The 19,824-nt window shown below is 56.4% G+C and carries 11 protein-coding genes; 2 read left to right on the top strand and 9 right to left on the bottom strand.

Annotated features, from left to right (window positions below; translation table 11 throughout):
• Position 1: 1 nt before the first annotated feature.
• From J3361_RS21145 to J3361_RS21120, 6 genes are all read right to left on the bottom strand, one after another.
• The gene (locus tag J3361_RS21145; RefSeq protein ID WP_207966160.1) at positions 2-4,597 is read right to left on the bottom strand and encodes a DUF6543 domain-containing protein; all 4,596 of its coding nucleotides are present in this window, start codon (positions 4,595-4,597) and stop codon (positions 2-4) included.
• 117 nt (positions 4,598-4,714) lie between these two features.
• Positions 4,715-5,815 carry a polyamine ABC transporter substrate-binding protein gene (locus tag J3361_RS21140; RefSeq protein ID WP_207966159.1) on the bottom strand — a complete coding sequence of 367 codons (1,101 nt, stop codon included), beginning with the start codon at positions 5,813-5,815 and terminating at the stop codon, positions 4,715-4,717.
• Between the two features lie 11 nt (positions 5,816-5,826).
• A complete protein-coding gene (locus tag J3361_RS21135; RefSeq protein ID WP_207966158.1) occupies positions 5,827-6,858 on the bottom strand; it encodes a histone deacetylase family protein in 1,032 nt (343 codons plus the stop codon).
• A gap of 309 nt (positions 6,859-7,167) precedes the next feature.
• Positions 7,168-7,380: a hypothetical protein gene (locus tag J3361_RS21130; protein ID WP_074849522.1), complete on the bottom strand. Its 213-nt coding sequence runs from the start codon at positions 7,378-7,380 to the stop codon at positions 7,168-7,170.
• A 7-nt stretch (positions 7,381-7,387) separates the two neighbouring features.
• Entirely contained in the window at positions 7,388-7,738 is a 351-nt protein-coding gene (locus tag J3361_RS21125; protein ID WP_243458962.1) for a hypothetical protein, read from the bottom strand.
• Between the two features lie 353 nt (positions 7,739-8,091).
• Positions 8,092-8,448 carry a DUF6124 family protein gene (locus J3361_RS21120; protein ID WP_207966157.1) on the bottom strand — a complete coding sequence of 119 codons (357 nt, stop codon included), beginning with the start codon at positions 8,446-8,448 and terminating at the stop codon, positions 8,092-8,094.
• Between the two features lie 555 nt (positions 8,449-9,003).
• Here J3361_RS21120 and J3361_RS21115 point away from each other — a divergent pair.
• The gene (locus tag J3361_RS21115; protein WP_207966156.1) at positions 9,004-10,140 is read left to right on the top strand and encodes a hypothetical protein; all 1,137 of its coding nucleotides are present in this window, start codon (positions 9,004-9,006) and stop codon (positions 10,138-10,140) included.
• A 34-nt stretch (positions 10,141-10,174) separates the two neighbouring features.
• Positions 10,175-10,477: a DUF2845 domain-containing protein gene (locus J3361_RS21110; RefSeq protein ID WP_207966155.1), complete on the top strand. Its 303-nt coding sequence runs from the start codon at positions 10,175-10,177 to the stop codon at positions 10,475-10,477.
• Between the two features lie 2,301 nt (positions 10,478-12,778).
• On the opposite strand, the gene J3361_RS21105 is transcribed toward J3361_RS21110, so the two are convergent.
• From J3361_RS21105 to J3361_RS21095, 3 genes are all read right to left on the bottom strand, one after another.
• Positions 12,779-13,984: a hypothetical protein gene (locus J3361_RS21105; RefSeq protein ID WP_207966154.1), complete on the bottom strand. Its 1,206-nt coding sequence runs from the start codon at positions 13,982-13,984 to the stop codon at positions 12,779-12,781.
• Between the two features lie 275 nt (positions 13,985-14,259).
• On the bottom strand, positions 14,260-15,270 hold the full coding sequence (locus tag J3361_RS21100) for a hypothetical protein (protein WP_207966153.1): 1,011 nt from the start codon (positions 15,268-15,270) through the stop codon (positions 14,260-14,262).
• 6 nt (positions 15,271-15,276) lie between these two features.
• A complete protein-coding gene (locus J3361_RS21095) occupies positions 15,277-19,680 on the bottom strand; it encodes an RHS repeat-associated core domain-containing protein (protein WP_243458961.1) in 4,404 nt (1,467 codons plus the stop codon).
• Between the last annotated feature and the right edge of the window lie 144 nt (positions 19,681-19,824).

The following is a 19,824-nucleotide window of genomic DNA, read 5'->3' as shown; positions in this document are numbered from 1 at the left end:
CTCAGGGCCGCTGCCTGGGGAAGAACACCTGCTGGGCCTGATCCACGGCAATTTCGCTGCGGTAATGATCGATCAACTGACGTTGGCTCATAGCTTTGGTTGACACGTCGACCGTTGAACTTGCCTGCTCCGAGGTTCTCAGGCGTGCCGAGAGAAAGCTTCGGTCTGGCAACCAGTACGCGGAGTAAAGGAAGTCGGCAAACCAGAGGGTTTTACCGGTCTTGCGATCCTTGATCTCATACCTGTCGAGATAGCTCTTCTCCGGTTTTTTAAGGCGTTGTCGAGCGAGTCGTTTGGTGATGAGGATCTGGTTACGGTCTTTCAGCCAAATAACGCCGCTCATGCTGGGCGGGCTCTGCTTGATGACGCTCAATACGGCTTCGAATTCCTGCGCGTAGAGGGCTGTCGATTCTTTTTTAAGCTGTAGCCGCAAGGTTTCGGCCGCGCGTTGTTTCTCCGGCGACACCCCGGTTGTCTCGTTCGTCACGGTATTTTCTGCCAGGTCTAGCGCCTTTCTGATCGCGACGCCGACTTTTTCCATCCTGCTGGCATGTGCGTTGAGGATCATCGCGATACCGGCGGGCGTGCGGTTTGGCTGCTGCAGGTTCTTCTCGATTTCTGTCTTGAAGGCAGCCAGCCCATCGACCAATGCTTGGCCCTTCTGAACGCTTGTCGCCAGGGCGGGTATAGCCAACGGTGGGGGGCTGGACGTCACGTGGGGTGCCCATTCCCCGGTTTCCTTGCGGTGGAACGTGACGATGATTTCGTCCGTGAATGGATTCTTCACATCGATCCAGTCCGTTTCCTCATGGGACTTGGATAAGCGAGGTACCCCGCTGACGACACCCCAGAAGCGCGCCCTGATGAATTTCTTCCTGGGCCGGGGACGTTGTTCCTGAGGGCTGCCGATTCGTCTCTGGTTGCCTCTCTCATCAAGGGCTTGGGCCAGATGACGCAACGCGCGCTTTTTTGAATCACTTATTCGCCGTCTCAGGCGCATGAGCTGCGTTGGGACGGCGCTGCCCTGGTATTCGTTTTTCATGTAATCGAGATGTTCTTCTATCGCGGTGAACTGTTCGGTCAGGCTGCCAATCGCCTCGATTTGCTCGTCCAGTCGGATCACGCTTCGCTCATCGATGGCATCGCGCAGGCTCTGGAAGGCCACCGTGGCATTGTCGACAACACGGTTAATTTCCAACCAGCCTTCCGGCATCGTTTCGACGCTTTCGAGTGACAAACAGAGGTGGCGATACATATCCAGCTGGATAAGGCGTAAGTCGTCGCTTTTGTACGCGGGCATTTTTTCACGGTGTGTGCGGACAAACTCGAAGCCCTGGCGTCCCAGCTGCTTGAGCCTGTCGAAACGTGTCTCCATGTAGTCCAGGCGCTCAATCATCGCGTCCCCGACCGACACCATGTTTTCGGCCGCATCGATGTGTTGCTGTTCGACCGTCTTGATCGTCGACGAGACCATGTCTAACGCTTCGCTCATGGCCGGGGTAAAGCGTTCTCGTAACAGGTCGATTTCTGCGAAAGTGAAGTTTACTTGCGCGTTCAGGTACCCGAGGCTTATTCGAGGGTAGTCGGGCTTGGACTGGAAGACAGGCCATTCGATCAGGGTGTTGAGTGCTTTTTCGTAGTTGTCTCGCTGGGTTTCCAGTGTGGCCAAGTATTTATTGCGCTGCGTTTCCTTGGCTGCGCCCGATGCCTGGTTCATCGCCTGTGCGTCCATTGTCAGCAGCCGTTCATTTGCCGGTTTTTGCTCTTCAAATTTTTTGAGTTCATCAAGCAACTGAATGTTACGGCGAAGCGCATCGGCAATGACCTTGCGCCGAGCGCCCTTTGAACCGCTGCCACGTAGGCGCAAGCGACTGTCGATCTGCCATTGACCTTGTCCATTGAGCATCAGTGGCGGGCCGTTGCGTGCTCCGTCGATGATGCTGACTTGCTCGCCTTCGGCCCTGACCTTGAACCATTTATCTGCCAATTTCGCATACCAGTGCCCGTTGCTCTGATAAAGCCCCTTGAACGCGCCTTCGCTTTCGGGCTGACCAGGGCTGTCGGGGGCCTCGGTGCTGAAACTGTCGAGAAAGCTGAGGTCCTTTTTCGATTTGCCCATCAAGGCGCCACTGGTGTGGATGACATCGTAGTGCTCTTGCGGGAGCTCTGTTTGGATGAACGGCGCCACTTTCTCGATGATCAGTTCGGGTGTCGGTTTTGGCAGGCCCGGAGCAGGGACTGTTTCCGCGGCTTCTATCGGGCGTCTACGGCTACTTGCCCGGGTGCGTTCGATGACGATGTTGAGGACACCCAATGCCACATTGAGCATCAGGTCGACGACTGTCACCCACTTGGCCTGCCCCTTGAGCTCCTCGTCGTCGCCAGCCAGTCGTTCGGCGTCGCTGAGAATTTGCCAGAGCCAGATTGCCGTGTTTGCCGTGTTTCCCAGGTAGGGCAGCGCCAGGCTGAGTATCAACCAACCCGTTTGCTTGAAAGATTCCCAACGGTTCTCGCTGTTGGAAACCGATTGGCGGTCGGCGAGCGTGACCAGGGCATTAGCGTTGGCCTTGAACAACAATGGCATGAAGTCGGCGCCCAGCGTCTCGTTGCTGAGGTTGACGGGGCCAATATCGGAAAACAGCGTCAGTGGGTTGGTCGCGAACTCCACGACGGCCCAGGGCGAGGGCAGGGCGCCTGGGAAAACAAAGCGACTGTAGTTTTCCCGAACCCCGTCCGGCAGCCAGGCCAGCACCGATTTGCGCAACGAATCGGTTTGCCGGATTCCATACAGCATGTTGCTGAACGAAGGGAACTGGCACAGCTGCGGTTCCAGCAAGGGGCGATAGAGCAAGCAGGGGCCGGCACTTGGCGTCCGTGGGCCGATCACGAACATGTTGGCAACGATGTCTTCGGAAAGCCCGATTTGCGGCTCGGACACGAAGGCCAGTTTGCGCAGGACGATTTCCTGCCCTTCGACTTTGCGATCCTCTTCAAGCGGCTGCATCAAGGCCGAGACATAACGACACCCCAAGTCATCGATATTGCCCAGCCCGCGCAGTTTGTTCTCCAGCGCCAGCATCGGCAGCTGTATGCGTAACTGGGAGGTGTACAACGTCTCGCGTCGGGCGGACTCTTTCGTATCATTGAGCAGTTTGCGCTTGATCAGCTCGGGATAGACGCGACCGATATCCACCTGAGTGATGAGGTTTTCGATGTATTCCACGGTCATCCAGTCAGGAAGCTCGGTCTCGTCGAGTGATCTGACGGTCTTATTACCCGCTGGCAGCGCGATCAGGTTCTGCAACGCCAGCTCGACGAGATTGAATCGCGTAACGTCTGTTTTGAAGGGAACAACGAAGGTGCCCCAGGCAATAAGACTTTTGATCTCGATCTCGATCTTTTCCGGAGTTAGCGCCGAGGCGTCGTCATGGTCCGATTGCATTTGTGCTTTAAGGGCAAGCGAGGCGTACTCCTTGATGGGCAGAATATCGTCCAGGTAAGTCTTGCCGGCATGGGCGCTGCTCAGTGCCGACAGGTTCTTCATGTGTTGGGCGAATTGAATCTGGTCGGACACCGACGCATCCTGAAGCCATTCGGGTATTTGTTGTTGATACCAACGCTCGCCAGGGCCTGTTTCCAGCCCTTCGGGCGTAGGCGGTTGCCCTTCGGTAAAGTGGGCATTGCGCCAGATTCCGGGGGTGCCCAGCACTTTGATCTGTGTGGCAATGATCCCGCAGGCCTTGCTGTCGAAGAGGTTGCCTTTGGGCTCATAGAGCCGCCACCGTATGCGGGAGGCGCGTGCCAGGCCGCCCAGGTGGTTTGAAAGCGATTGTCCGAGTGCCTCTCGTGAGTCGAATTTCTCATAACCGTTGAGCAGTGAATGCGTGAGGATGACCTCCTTTTCGATCTGGCCGATCAGTACCACCAGGGAGTTTTCGTTGACGCGGCTTTCCTGGCCGTCTTCCACTGCCTTTATGTCGACCAGATAGGCATGGCTGGCATAACTGTCCTCGCGGTCTTTCGGGTCGGGGAACAGGAACAGTTGCCTGGCCATGTCGCATTCAGCCGCTGTCCATCCGTCGATTTGTGTGACGTCCCACAGCTTGCGCAAGGTGTCGGATAGTTCATGCCAACGGGGGCCGTAGTCGCCGAATGGGACATTCCAGTACGCCAGTTGTTGTTCCTGGCTGGCCGGTAACATGGCCGGTACCAATTCGTTGATCAGGCGCCCGATCTGATCGATACGCACCGGCAAATGCACGGGGGGCACGGTCAGCGGCAGTTGCGTCAGAAAATGCAATCCCTCGATCAGCAGGGTGGGCTGGGCGGTGTCCACCCGTGCGGCCAGCAGATTGCTAAGGGTGATAAAGACGCTAGGGCGCTCTACGATCTCGCCGTCGACGATGTCCCAGGCTGATTCGCCAACGACAGTGGTGAAAGGGTTGATATCCAAGGCGGGATAGAGATCTTTAAGTGCGTCCCGCAGGAGCACGGCGGCCACTTCCGGGTAGGTGGGGCCCGCGAGCAACTGGTTGAGCAGCGCACCGCGGATAGTCACATCGGAGGCAGGGTGGGTGCCGGTAGGCTTTGGTGTCATTTGAACGTCCTTGTCTGCAGATGAAGAAAAACCCCGAAGCCGAACGCTTCGGGGTTTTCATGCTAGAGGGACAGGGGTCGGAGAAGGCGGTAACTATTTATATAAGCGATCTGTCGATTACTGGCCGGACTTGATCCGCGTCCAGGCTCGCGTGCGTGCGCGTTCGGCATCCCTCGGCAACGGTTGCAACGTGTACAGCGTGGCCATGGCCGCCTCGGTCGGGTACAGGTTGGGGTTGCCGCGGATCGCCGGGTCAACCATCTCGGTGGCGTCCTTGTTCGGGTTCGGATAACCGACAAAATCGCTGACCGGCGCAATCACCTGGGGTTGCAGCAAGTAGTTGATGAAGGTGTAGGCGTCGTCCGGGTTCTTCGCGCCCTTGGGGATGGCGAGCATGTCGAACCAGATCGGCGCGCCTTCCTTGGGCAGGTGCATGTCCACGGTCACGCCGTTCTTGGCGTCCTTGGCGCGGTTGGCGGCCTGGGAGAAGCTGCCGGAATAACCGACGGCCACGCAGATGTCACCGTTGGCGATATCCGCCATGTATTTGGACGAATGGAAGTACGTGATGTAAGGCCGGATCTTCATCATCAGCGCTTCGGCCTTGGCATAGTCCGCCGGCTTCTTGCTGTTGGGGTCCAGGCCCAGGTGCTGCAAGGCCAGGGGCAGGATCTCCGACGGCGAATCGAGCAGCGCCACGCCGCACTGCTTGAGCTTGCTGATGTTCTCTTCCTTGAAGATCAGGTCCCAACTGTCCACTGGCGCGTTGGCGCCCAGGGCGGCCTTGACCTTGTCCGGGTTGAAGCCGATCAGGATGGTGCCGTACATGTACGGCACGGCGAATTTGTTGCCCGGGTCGTTGGCTTCGATCAGCTTCATCAGCTTGGGGTCGAGGTGGTTCCAGTTCGGCAGCTTGCTGCGGTCCAGGGGCTGGAACACCCCGGCTTCGATCTGCTTGGCCAGGAACACGTTGGACGGCACCACCACGTCATAGCCGGAGTTACCCGTCAGCAGCTTGGCCTCCAGGGCCTCGTTGGTGTCGAAGATGTCATAGACCAGCTTGACCTGGCTGTTCTGCGCCTTGAAATCCTCCAGGGCCTTGGGCGTGATGTAGTCGAACCAGTTGTAGACGCGCAAGGTGCGCTCCTCGGCTTGGACTGCGCCGCAAAGCAGCGCGGCGCACACGGCTGGGGCCATTAAACGCTTGAGTCTGTTCATGCTGTTGTTCCTCATGGGGCGCTTTGGAAACCTTCAAGAACGTTCACGGCATTGATGCCGATTTCTGCCACCGCGTAGCCGCCTTCCATCACGAACAGCGTCGGCTTGCCGAGCGCCGCGATGCGCTTGCCCATCGCCAGGTAGTCCGGGCTGTCGAGCTTGAATTGCGAGATCGGGTCGTCCTTGAACGTGTCCACGCCCAGGGACACGACGATGACATCGGCGTCGTAGCCCCGGATCTGCCCGCAGGCCTGTTCCAGCGCCGCGCTCCAGGTGTCCCAGCCTGAACCGGCTGGCAAAGGGTAGTTGAAATTGAAACCCTCACCGTCGCCCTCGCCGAGCTCGTCGGCATAACCCAGGAAAAACGGAAACTCCGCCTCCGGATGGCCGTGGATCGACGCGAACAACACGTCGCTGCGCTCATAAAAAATCGATTGGGTGCCGTTGCCGTGGTGGTAATCCACATCCAGGATCGCGACCTTCTTGTGGCCCTGGTCGAGAAAGGCCTGGGCGGCGATGGCCGCGTTGTTGAGGTAGCAATAACCGCCCATCAAGTCGCCAGCGGCGTGGTGCCCCGGCGGGCGGCACAAGGCAAAGGCACTGCGTGCACCGCGCTGGATGTCCGCCTGGGCGGTCAGGGCCACTTGCGCGGCGCTGTAGGCCGCCTGCCAAGTGCCGGCGGTGATCGGCGCGCCGGCGTCGAAACTGTAATAACCCAACTGGCCGTGCAGGCTGGTGGGGATGACCGTGCGAAAGGTCCGCGCCGGCCAGGTGAAGGGCAACAAATCGCCGTCGCGGTTGTACTTGGCCCAGCGGTCCCAGGCGCCTTTGAAAAATTCCAGGTACGCCGCGCTGTGGATACGCTGGATGGGCTCCAGGCCAAAATCCTGCGGCGCTTCCACCGGCCCCAGCCCCTGCGTCTTGACCCGCTCCAACACATGATCGGCCCGGGACGGCATCTCGAAACAGGGCATCAACTGCCCGTCCATCAACTCGCAGCGGCCGTGGTGCAGGTGGTGATCGTCTGAGTAGATCGTCAGCATTTTGTTGTTCTCCGCATGGCTGGTCGGTGTGAACACAGTCTTGCGGCGGAAGGCGTTTCAGAGAACGGCAGGAGAGGCCAAAAGGGGATCGAAATGGCCAAAAGGTTTGACCGTAAATCGCCCCTTGTTGGCGCGGGTGTGCGCTGGTTCGGGGCGTTGGGAACCAGGGCTATCTGAGGCCATATAATGACGGGGTAGCGAAGAATTGCTGAAGCGAGCCTTCCAGCTTGAAAGCCAGCTTCGTTTTTTGTTGCCAGCAGCTAAATAAAAAAGCGGCCGATGGGCCGCTTAATGCTTACTTTGTGGGGGTTACGCGCTGGCAGATAGCTTGACCAAGCGCGAGCCTGCGAGTGCACCATCAGGCTCATCGGAGGACCCACGACGGATGCGGTCGAGTATCCGCAAATCCATTGAGCTTGTGACACGAGCTTTGCGCAAGCCGCGTACATACAAGCAGTCAAAGTTGTCCTGCCCTTTATGTTTGCCGGCTTTCCCGCGTTGGGTTGCTTTCAATTTGCTCATTTTTCGATCACCTCTGAAATGAGGCTATTACTGTGCGTTTGCCGCTGGGTGTGGCGAAGCATAGACCGCACAGTAGATTCCCGTACCACAGCGCAAGGTCAAGATGTCGGGCATCGCTTTTGATGACCTCTGGAGAGTCATGCCAGGGGAAACCATGGTCTGATTCCCATAGATTAAATTGTTCGAGCGCATCAGCATCGATGTTGCCGAAGCGCACCAGTGCAAAATCAACACCAGACGCTCGTTCAGGATCTGCTGGTTCTTGTGCTAGCAACGTCAATAGCTCGTTGGAAGCTGTGCGGGCCGTACAGGCATAAGCCCGCCATTCCTCATATTTGCGCCGTATAACTTTCCCCACTTCCAAATCCTTGATATCGACTTTTTTCGCACCCCCTCTAGAAGAATGTGATGCTTAAAGTGTTTCAGCAATTACTGACGGATTGGCCGCCAAGCCGTTCGCTGATGTCAGCGACGAGGAGACGATAGGGGTTGAGTGTATGGCCCACAAGTCGGCGGGTTCCGGTGTGGTTGTAGGCAAAGGCGCAAGGCTGCGTGGCTTGGCGGAAGGGCTGAGCAATCCGTCAGACGCGCCTTACAACCCGTGGCGAGGGAGTCTTGCTCCCGCTGGGCGTGAAGCGGCCCTAAAATCTTGCGGTCGCTGCGCCGCCGAGCGGGAGCAAGCTCCCTCGCCACGGGTTTGTGGTGTTGCGGTTAGCGCGGGTCGACGTTATCCAGCGCACGGTTGGCCAGCAATGAACTCATCTCGATCAGTTGCTGGATGCCGAGGGCGATGTGGCGGCGGGGGCCTTCCAGGTCGAAGGCGAGGTTGCTGATCATCGCGTCGGCGGATGCCAGGTTTTCGCTGAGGTTGGCGAGCAGGCATTCGTTGTCGGCGTTTTTTGACACGGTGAAGAGCTGGTCCGGTTTGGATGCATCTTCGGACTTTTCCGGTTTGGGTAGCAGGTAGTGATCCAAGACGCGTTTGGTGGTTTCGTCGTGCTTTTTATTGCTACCGGAACGGGAAGCGGTTGGGTCTGTTTCTGGAGGGTTCGGAGTTATCTTGAACATATGCATTTTTCCTTCTAGTAGGCCGCAACCATCTCGCTACTAAACGAAGGGGGTGGCAGCTGTGCGCAAGTTAGTAGACCGGTGGAAAATACATAAAAGCCCGGCGCGCCCGAAGGCGCCATGCGCACAGCCACCATCAAATGCAGGCGACGCCTGACTGATGAGACTCATGCAACCATTATGTATTTCCAACCAGGGCTACTAAACCCGACCACTGATGGGCAGTGGCAGGGAAACGATAGTACCCATGGGCAAGGCGCACAAGCGGGCGGATTCTGGCGTAGTTGTAGGCAATGGCGCAAGGATTCGTAGCTGGGTGGAAGCTTTGCGGAGGGAGAATAAACAAGCCTTCGTAATGCCCAGGATTTAGCGGCAGAAAGCTTGCTCTCGTCCCTAATCGGAGGCTCCCTTTGGGTTCTTAGCGCGTGAGCGACCCTGGCAAAGAATGGCAACAAAGGCAAATGAAAAGGGATGCAAATACGAATTCTTTGTGTGCTAGGTTGATATATATCCAGCGGAGCTGGATATATATTTACTTACAGAAAAGGATATTCAGTGAAATTGCAGCTTACTTTCAATGGGGCTCAAGCATCCAGCGATCAATTGATTGCCATTTTAGCTTCTGCTGGCGCCAACACATCCATTAATATAAATACTGCTCAATCAATACCCACCCCTGCATTGAAAAAAATTATTCAGGCCGCAGGTAGTAAAAATTTAAACCTAGAGTTTAATGGCGCTCAGCTCTCGGGAAATCAAGGTGATCAGATAAAACAAGCTTTGGCGGTAGCGGGTGCAGCTACTACCATAAGTATAAACACAGCTCAGGCAGTCCAAACTGCGGTGATCGTTTCTATAATAAGGGCAGCGGGTAGTAAGAAATTGCACGCCGATTTCGATGGTGCCCAGCTTTCTGGCAATCCAGGGGATCAGTTGAAACAGGCGCTGGCTGCAGCGGGAGCAAACACTGGAATTAGCGTTAACAATGCTCAATCGTTGGTGACCTCTAACTTGGTCTCGGTAGTCCAATCCGCTCGTAGTAAGCGATTCAGCGCAGCTTTTAATGGCAGTAAACTTTCTGGGAGTCCAGGCGACCAGATTAAACAAGTGCTCCTAGCAGCCGGGGTAAAAACCAACATTAGTGTTAGTCAAGCACAGGCTATTTTTACGCCTACACTCGTTTCGGTTGTGAAGACCGCAGCGAGTAAAAACCTTAACCTAAGCTTCGTAGGGTCTAAGCTTTCGGGTAATTCGGGGGATCAATTGAAGCAGGTGCTGGCAGTTGCGGGAGCCAATACGAGGGTGAGCCTTAATTCAGCACAGTCTCTGCAACTGACCGCCCTAATATCCATAATTCAAGCTGCAGGAAGCAAAAAATTTGGGGCGGACTACAATGGCACTCAACTTTCAGGTAGTGCTGGGGGCCAGATCAAACAAGCCGTAGCAGTTGCGGGTATTAACACTGTTATCAGTGTGAATACCGCACAAATTATTCTTACGCAAATGCTGATTTCAATTATCCAGGCAGCTAGAAGCAAGACATTGGCGTTTGATTTCAATGGCGCTCAAGCCTCAGCTAACCAGTTGGCCCAAGCTACAGCAGTGGCTGGCGCCAATATCACGATAAGTGTTAACACGGCGCAAGTACAAACTACAGCTTCACTAATGGCTCTAGTTAGGGCCGCGGGCTAAACGGGTACATTCTCGCCAGACTAAGGTAACTGTCATGAAAACCTACGCAGTCATTATCACCGGAATAACCTTGCTTTCCATGGGGGCGATGGCAGAAGCCTCGATGCGTTGTCAAAAAGGGATTATTGACGAGGGCGACACCACTGCTGACGTACTTAAAAAATGCGGGCAACCCGCGGACCGTCAGGTCATTGAGCCTATAGTAGGTAGCAATGGACAGGTCCCCTACAAGTCTTTACCGGTGGAAAGGTGGGTCTACGGGCCAAGCGCCGGCATGCTCTATTATTTACGGTTTCTTGATGGAAAGTTAGTGGAGATACGAAGTAACAGAGAATAAAGATTCCGGATTTGGAAGTAACGAGTGAGGGTTACGCTTTGCGTTTGAAGGCGTCGTATCGGACGCTGCGTTCGTCGAGGTAGCGGGGGCTGACCGTCGCTTCTAAGTTCTTGCGCCCGGCTTCGCCATCCAGCGGGAGCAGGGGGGCTGGCTTCGTTTACGTAGAAACGATGCTGCTGTATCAGAAATTTACGGTATGGGTTCCACATCTGCATCAACACCTCTGGTTTAGACATTTCTGCACCTAGCGGAAGTGGTTAAGAGGGGCTATTCGCTTCTGGGGTTTCGGGCTCAGATTTCACGTAGCTGCACAAAAGAAAGGAGTTTTCAGCAGTCAGTACGCGGGCAGGCTGGAAAAACCGACTCTTTCAACACAATCGGCCGTTTAGCTGTCACTCGTTCACTATCGTTTTCGACCCAAGCCGCCCTTAGCGTAGGGCAGTTACCGGCACCGGCAATTGCGCAGCGGTTTTTCTGTAGGAAGACGCCGGCTTTTTTTGGGCGGTTTCGCCGCCCGGCGGGATGTGGCGCTGCGGCTAGGGGGAGGCGACATTCTCCGGCATTCGGCTCGTTAGCAATGAATGAGTTTGAGCAGTCATTGGGCGTCGGACGGGAAACCGTACGGTAAAAATCCTTGATGTTCTACAAGCCCATCCTAGCTCGTTCCAGAGTCTTGATAGATCAAAAATTGATCGATTATTAGCTCTAATGGCATATTTAGCTGTCCAGCTAAACATGCCATTAGAGCTAAGCTATTGCACGTATAGAAAGTTTTGCTGCCGTCTCTGAACCAATCCGTATTTTGGTAGGGCTTCGGAAGGACTCCTAGACCCGCACGTACCAGCGGAGCTCCTGGTGAAATTTTCAATTTCTGCCCTAGGCGCAGTTTTTCTTCAGGGCACCAAGAAAATCTTCATTTGAGCCGGTTATGCGGATTTTTTCTTAACTCGCGATACACCTTAAGGTGTTCAGGCTGGACCTCACAGGATGGGGAGCCTGCTGCCAATCTTTTGTGGGAACGCCATGGCGAGCTGCTGTACAAGCGCTACACGCTTTTGTGACAGGCAAAGAAAAGGGCTACTGGTGACAGTAGCCCTTTAATTTAAGCTTGATATTCATATACACACCCTCAAGCAGGGGTGTGGAGGTCTCACCCTACGCTGATGTCCCAACCATCGACGGGGTTCCTACGCCAGTTATAGCCGCTGGGAGGCAACTGGTTTCGCGCTCAGGGACAAGGCTATTCGCCTTGGGGCGTACCGTCAATCAAATGTGATGAATGGCCGAGGGGTGAGCCGTCATAGCGCAAATGCTTAATGTTCGGCCTGTGGCGCAAATTTCTTTCAGGGCGCCAAGAAAATCTTCATTTGAGCCAGTTTTGCGGATTTTTTCTTAACTCGAAACGTTCAGGCTGAGTTTCACAGAACGGATAACTACCAATCCCCTGTGGAAGCGAGCTTGCTCGCGAAGGCGGCAGCACGTTCATGCGCTGTCTCAAGGTGTACGCGATCCGTGGCGAGGGAGCTTGCTCCCGCTCGGCGGCGCAGCCGTCGTAGACCGGTTGACGCGGTCTGCCTGTGAGAAAGCGCCGGCCGTTTTGGGCCGGCTTCGCCACCCAGCGGGAGCAAGCTCCCTCGCCACGGGTTAGTGGTGTTGCCGCTAGCGTGGGTCGACGTTATCGAGCACTTGGTTCGCCCGCGATGAACACCGTTCGATCATTGCTGGGTGCCTAGGGTGAGCGTCCTAGCGAAACTCTTAACTTTTTGCTCTTGGCTTGGGATTTTCTTAAGACGGCCAAGAAAATCTTCAGTTGAGGCGGTTTTTCTGATTTTTTCTTAACTCGCAGCGCCTCCTAAAAATAGTAAGGCGGAGCTACCGAACAGGCGGCCACCACTGATCCTGTGGGAGCGAGCTTGCTCGCGATGGCGGCAGCCCGTTACACACCCGTCTCAAAATATACTCGGTCCCTGTGGCGAGGGAGCTTGCTCCCGCTCGGCGGCGTAGCCGTCGTAAACCGGCTGACGCGGTTTATCTGGAGAATGCGCCAGCCTGTTTTGGGGCGGCTTCGCCACCCAGCGGGAGCAAGCTCCCTCGCCACGGGGTTGATGGTGTATCGGCTAGCGTGAGCCGATGTTATCCAGCACTCGGTTGGGCAGCAATTCGCATTTCTGGAATAACAACGCGCGATCAATTAAAGAAGCGTCGAGACAGCTCTGCCCCGGCGCTTCATGGCTTCGCCGTCTTTTGTCTTCCTTTGCACAATGGTAAATAACGACGGGCACACGGTGCTCTTTAATTGCATTATCGATCAATGGAAGGTTTGGTTATGTTGTATTGTCTTACGCCCTTCGCAGCGCCATCAAATATGTCCTGAAGATCGGCAAGCTTATCATTTGCTTTTTCTTTTTCTTTCGGACTAGCTCCGCTTCGCAAAATTGCCTGTTCATGTTCCATTTGGAGTTTTGTGTTTTTTAGCAAGGCATCCCGGGCTTCAGCTTGGGTATCTAATACTCTGACGCACCAAGCCGAGAATTTTTTCTGGCCTTCATTCGGCTCTGGCAACAAAAGAGCCGACATGCACAGTTGCTGTTCATCATCGGCAAGCACAATGTTATTAACAATGCCTTCGACTGTTTTTGCTACTTGTTGTATGTGGGCATCTGATCGTTGGCTGCCCACGCCCGTGGTTTCTATTCGCACCTTGGTTTCGCCATCGACCAGTACGCCTTTTGTTTCGGCTATTGCACTGTCGATAACGTTTCTATCGTCTTTCAGATTTTTAATTTTCTCCGCCAGGCCCGATGCGCTTTGATCCATTTCCGAAGTATCAGCATTGGCATCCGCTTTTTTTGCATCACTGATTTTCTTGTCTACGGCCGTCTTCTCTGCTTCCAGAGCAGAAACTTTATCGCTGACCTTCTCTCTTTCGGCTCTTTGTTCGGAAAGTGATTTTGTCGCTTCAGCCCGGCCACTTGTCGTGAGGGCTATCGGAGGGGCTTTGACTGTTCCGGTCAGTTGCTCAATCGCCAAGAGGGCGACCGTGTTTTTTTGGAAGCGTCTCATGAGGAGGTCGTATTGAGGGGCGCTTATCGAGCCAGACATGTAGCTCTCACACAGGCGATAACCGAAATCACGGAGCAACTGAATGCTTTGCGTGCGGATGCCGGTGAATGCAGCCCCATCCTGCATGGCGAAAGCCAATTCACCGCTTGCCTTACCTGGATACCCCCCTTTTGCCGCCAACTCATAAGCAAGGGAGGCCATTGCATCGGGGCTTGGTTCTGCACACACAACCGCCCATTTCTTTATTTGCTCTTCCCGAACGTACTTTCCGGTCGGGTCGTATTTTTTGGTTATGGTCTCATTGGGGGCTACCAGTATGGCTCTCTGTCGTATATCGCTCATGGTGCTTTCCCCACTCGAGATATCAAATGTTCGATAGATACTGTTCAGGTTGGCGCAGCCGGCGATAGACATAATGATGAAAGCTAATAAGGTCCCCTTCATGGCGCATGGCTCCCTTTGCTTTGCGATGATGGCACTTTGGTATAGCTCATGGAATCAATGTTCGCGACCGAGCTGAGCAAAGAATTTTTGGGAAGCCCCCGTGACGTCTTTTTTCTAACAAGCGGGGGCCGCTGCGCAGCCCAGCGGGAGCAAGCTCCCTCGCCACGGGATTTGCGCTTGACCTGCGCCTGGTCATTTTTTCGCATGCGTCAGGTCGGACTGCTTGCTTACAGGTATTGATTTAGCCGCGGGAGCGCAGATGCATCGTTAGGTATCTACTGGCTGTACAAGATGTTGTAGAACGAGGCTTGCTCATCCCCGATCAAGGACAGGTCGTGCCCTGTAGGGATTTTTTCGAACAGCGCTTTGTTAACCGCCATCCGACGCCTGATGATCACCTCCAGCAATTGGCCGAATAGTGCTTCATCACGGACGTATTTTTTCAGCTTTAAAATTTCCCGAGGCTTGTCTTTCAGGATGTGAAAGGCGTAATTCATCACAACCATATTGGAGACGAACAGGTTTGCCGTTGACTGAAGCGGATTGACCGCATCGATCAACGCATCAAATATTTTTTGCCTGTCCTGAGCATAAGTGGGCAAAAAAACGTCGGGGTACATAAGCCCGCTGTGGCGATCATTGATCGCGAAGCGGTACTGGGTATCGTCGGGCTCGGTGAGTAATCTGACGGTGCTTGTTTGAAACGTTTTCAACGTGCTGAGCAGTTCATGCTCTTTCCTGCTGTCGGCCTTGATCGCCTTGTAAACCAGATCAATCACATTCAGAAAAGCCACGGTCCCCAGCCCATCGGTCGCCATCATCAACTGATTGCCCTCGATGCTGAACCGACGATACGCCTCGTCATCAATGCTCAATTCGAAGAGGAGGAACCTGAGCATGTAGTTCCGAAGGCGCGCATCCGTATCCAGGGTGCTGTTCTTCAAGCTGATCAGTTGGATCAGGTAGAAGAAAATGAAGTATTCCTTGTTGGTTCGTTGACGGTTGTCGATTTCAAGCAGGTAGCCAAAGCGCGACAGGACCAGGAGCAGGGCGTAGCAGTCTGGTTCCGTGAAGCCGTTCTTCAGCATGGCTTTTTCGAAAGCGCTGGCGGAAAACAGATCATGCCAACGGCTAACGCTGAAGGGGGAGCCATTGTGTTTTTTCGCGACGACGGTCAGCAGCGAAGGCTCGTCTTCTGCGTAAAAAACAGCACCCAGCGCCTTCGGATACGGCCGGACGTTCAGGAAATTTTCAAGCTTGTATGAGAGAAGTTCGAATATGTCCATCTGGCGTTATCCGCAGGTCTTCCATTTTCCGTTCGGGCCTTTCTTCTCGACACGAAAGGACGTAATGGTTTTATTGAATTTATCCAATAATCGGAAACCGATGCCTCTGGCCTTGGGCTCATTCGTCTTGGACAGCACGCCATCTTTCAGGCCCGTCTCTTTATAGTCAACGGTAGAGATGTCCTTGTGGTTATTGAGCATGCTGACCCCTTCGTTATTGACGGTGGCCACTACCCGATACTTCTCATTGCCTGGGTTGAATCCAGGGTTACTGTCCTGGTTGACCCAGACCGCTTTCTCTCCTCGGATATTCGGAACCAAGCCACCTTTGCCTCCGTTGGCGGCCTTGGACGAGACGGTTTCGCTTTCGCCCATGTACCGGATAATCTCATTCTCTTTGAGCCCCAGCGGGTCGATCCAGGTAAATGGATTCGGTGCGTAGCGATAAAGATTCAGGCTTGCGGCCAAGCCCAACGGGTCGGGCGTGGTGAAGCGGCCTATGTCGGGATCATAGAAGCGGAAGGTGTTGTAGTGCAGGCCTGTTTCCCGGTCCAGGTATTGCCCCTGGAAGCGCAGGTTCTGTTCTTCGATGTAGTACGGCTCACGGACTTCATCAGTGGTGTTGCCCCATACCTGGTAGTGAGCGTGCCATAGCGGATGGCCGTCACTTTCCGTCAAGGTTTGTGGCAGACCATTGGGGTCGTTGTGGTAATAGCGGATGCGTTGATGCTCACCGATGCCGTCGACCCGGGCCAAGGGCTCGTGACTGTCGCCGATGTAGAGGTACAGGCTGGTCAGGCTGTTTTTATGTTCCTTGAGTAATTGCAGGCCATCCCAGTCGAAACGCGTGCAGGCGATGAGACGCCCGTTGTCGTCATGTTCGGTTTTCTCAATCCTTCGGCCCAACGGGTCGTAGCGCATCCTGACGACGTTTTCACCGTCGGATTTCTGGGTTCGAACTTCAACCAGCCGGTGATCCGAGTCGTAACTGAAACGCTGCAGGCCATGTCGCCCACTGCGCTTTTCAATCATTCGGCCAAAACCATCGTAGCGATAGTGCTTGTCCTGATAGCGCTTGAGTTGGTTGTGCGTAACCCGTCCACCTGTTCCGGGTGAACTGTCGAGGAGATTGGCGGCGGCGTCGAAGGAAAACGTTTCATTCTGGCCTTGTCGAGTGCCCTGGCTTGCCAGGATGCGGCCGGTCACATCGTAGTGCAGCAATTGGCGTTGTTGACCTTTTGGCTGCCGTTCAAGGCGCGCCACCAGGTGGTCGCCAGGATCAAACTCAAAATGGCTTTGATCTGCGGCAGGCATCAACGCCGCCTGGCTGGTATGCCGGCGTTGGCGGCTGCGTAAGCGCCCGCTACGGTCATACTCACTCCGTGTGCTGATGTGGCCTTGGGTGCGCAGCACCTCTCGATGCAGCCGGTCGCGTTCGAAGTCGCTGATGACGTGGCCGTCGAGGTTGATTTGGTGCAGATGACCACTGCCGTAGTACAGGCGGTTGACCCAACGGCCGTCGGGTAGGTGGGTCTGGATCAGGTTGCCGAGTTCGTCGTAGTGATGCTTCAGAACGCCTGCTGAACTCTGCTCCTCAATCAGATAACCCAGCGCGTCATAAGCAAAGCCCAGTCGTTGTTCGCTGCCGTCGTTATCGATGACGGTGGCTTCGATTAACTGATTCAACGGGCTATAGCTGTACCGGGACTGTCCATCAGGTGTGATTCGGGTGGTCAGCCGGCCAATGGCATCACGTTCCAGATGATGAACAATGGTCTTTTCACTGGGCTGATGATCACCTTGCGGCGCTGCGAAGGTTTCGACTCGTTTTACGTTGTTGAGACCGTCGTATGTGTAGCCTTTGGCGCTGCCATCAAGGTTGCGCTGTTCGCTCAACCGATCCCCTGCATCCCAAGCAAACCGGTAGCTCTCGCCATTCTCGTTGGTCAGCGCTTGCAGCCGGCCGAAGCTGTCGTAGGCGAACTGCACTTGCCGGCCCTGGGCGTCGGTGCGTTGGCGGACCTGGCCGCGGCGGTTGTGTTGGTAAAGCGTGGTGTGCCCGGCCGGGTCGGTGTAGCAGGTGAGTTGGCCGGCGGTGTCGCGCTGGTAGTGTTCGGTTCGGCCGTCCGGCAACTGGCTGCTGAGCAGACGTCCCTGGGCGTCGTAGCTGAATTGGGTGCGCTCGCCGAGGGCGTCGGTGATGATTTGCAGGTAACCGCGCGCGTCGTAGCTGAAGCGCGTCGGGTAACCCGAGCAATCGACGTGTTCCACCAATTGGCCGAACGGGTTCCAGCGCAGCTTTTTGCTTTTGCCGGTGGCGTCGATGATTTCCACGACCTGGCCGTGGGCGTCGTAGCGGTAGCGGGTGATGTGGCCCAGCGGGTCGGTTTCCGCTGTGCAGTTGCCGCGCTGATCGTAGCGGTATTTCCAGCTGTGGCCGGCGGCGTTGGTGTCCGCCAGCGGCAGGGCCCAATGTTCGAGCCAGAGGGTGGATTCGCTGCGGCCCAACGGGTCGGTTTCGCTGATCAGGTTGCCGGCGTCGTCGTAGTTGAATTGATACTGACCGCCCTGCGGATCGGTCGCACTGAGCAACTGGCGCTCATCGTTCCACTCGAACAACCACGTCTGACCGAGGTTGTCAGTGAACCGGGTGATCTGGTGCTGGCTGTTCCACTGCCGGATGCTGACCCGTTGCAGGCTGTCGCTGATGCGGGTGAGGCCGGCGGCAAGGTCATAGTCGAACTGGTAGGCGTCCCCTTCGTCAGTCCAGTGCCGGACCACGCGCCATTCCTGGTCGTCGATCTGGGCCCATTCGTAGAAGCAGTGCAGGCCGGTGGGCAACTGGTGCTCGACCATCCGTTGCCCGGCGTCGTAGCGGAAGCGCCGTTGCACCTGGCCGGTGGCGTCGCGCACTTCGGCGAGGGTGTTCGCCGCGTCGTAGGCGTAGCTGACCAGTACCTCGCGGGTTTGGTCGGGGTAGAGGCGCTCGATGTGGGTGATGCGTTCGCCTGCGCGAATCAGCTCGACTTGCACCAGGTCGAAGGTGTCGCGCAGGCGCACCAGGCGTCCGGCGTCGTCGTAGTCGAGGTGGATGCGGTTGTCGTTGCGGTCGCCCAGTTGGCTCAGGCGCAGGTGCGAAGGGTTGGCGGGCGAAGGTTCGAACAAACGGTACAGGCCATCTTCGCTTTCGACCAGCAATTGCCCGCTCACATGGCGGCGCACGGCCAGGCCTTCGCCGGCGCTGAACACCGCGCCGCCCAAGGGGATGGAACCCATGTCGATGGGCCGGCCCTGTTCGTCGGTGTAGATCAGGGTTTCGCCGCCGTCAGGGTGGGGCAGGATCTCCACTTGGACTTCGTAGGCCACGCTCCAGCCAGCGCCGAACAGGCTGTCGCGGCGTTCATCGCGGCTGTTGTACACGCGTTGCCAGTCGATGGGCAGGATGCCGGGCAAGACGAAATCCAGCTCCTCGTCGCCGCCCAGCACTTTGGCCCCGGTGGCGGCATGCACCGGGTTCGACGAACCCATGGCCGCATTGGCCGCTGCGTTCGCCGCGCTGCTGGCGGCCATGGACACCGCGCCGCCCACCAGCATGCACGGCAGTTTGCTGAAGAACTTGCCCTTGCCGCCCTTGAGCATCAACAACGCCGTGACTGCCAGGCCGACGCCCGGGGTCTTGCCGCTGCGAATCTCGCGCACCACCACCGAACCGCCGCCGATGGTCACGTCGGGCGAGATCAGCCCGGCCGACACCACCGTCGCATCGCAGGTGCTGCGGTCGCCACTGCGCACGGCGGGCTGGCCGTTGATGGTGACCTTTTCCGAGCCTTCGGCCATGAACTGCGGTGGCATCGGTGGGTGCTTGGTGCAGATCACCAGGTCTTCTGGCCGGGTCTCCGTACCGGGGGCCGGCGAGGCGACCGTGGGGCGCCACATCTGCGAAAAGAATTCCCCGGCCATGTCCAGGTAACTGGCTTCGGCTTCTTCTTCCGGCTCGGGCATGTCCAGTTCGGTGCCGGCCGGTGCGACTTGGGAAACAACAGCGCCGGCGGCGCGGGCCGAGGGGATGTTGTTGGTGAAGGTGTCTTTGGAGCCGGTGAGGATGTTGGCCTGCACCGTGGGCGGAAAGAGGGCGTTGCCGATGCCCTCGCATATATTGCTCAGGCCTTTGTCGGCCCCGGTCTTGCTCATGGCCAGGCCGACAATGGTGCCCACCACCAGGCCCAGGACGAAGCAGCCCAGGCCGCCGGTGACCACGGTGATGCCCGTGGCCGCGACCACGGCGGCTGTCGCCAGGGCGGTGATCGCGATGTTCGCCGCCACTTCCAGGACGCCGCCGAGGATGTCGGCCATCATCGAGGTGTGGTTGAGTGCATCGCCCAGGCGGGCGGCCCAGAGCGCGTCAGACATGCACGTTGCTCAGGCGGGTAGGGTGGTGGATGACCGTGGGTTCAAGCAATTTGATGCCTTCCATTGCGCCGATGTCCTTGTGGGTTACGGCATGCTCATTGATGCCATTTCTGGCGCTTGATCCGCTTTGGTTTGAGGCGATTC

The sequence above is a fragment of the Pseudomonas sp. OA65 genome, assembly GCF_017498305.1.
GTDB lineage: Bacteria > Pseudomonadota > Gammaproteobacteria > Pseudomonadales > Pseudomonadaceae > Aquipseudomonas > Aquipseudomonas zanjanensis.
Note: the sequence above shows the minus strand (reverse complement) of the source record. Positions and strands in the feature narration are given on the sequence as shown.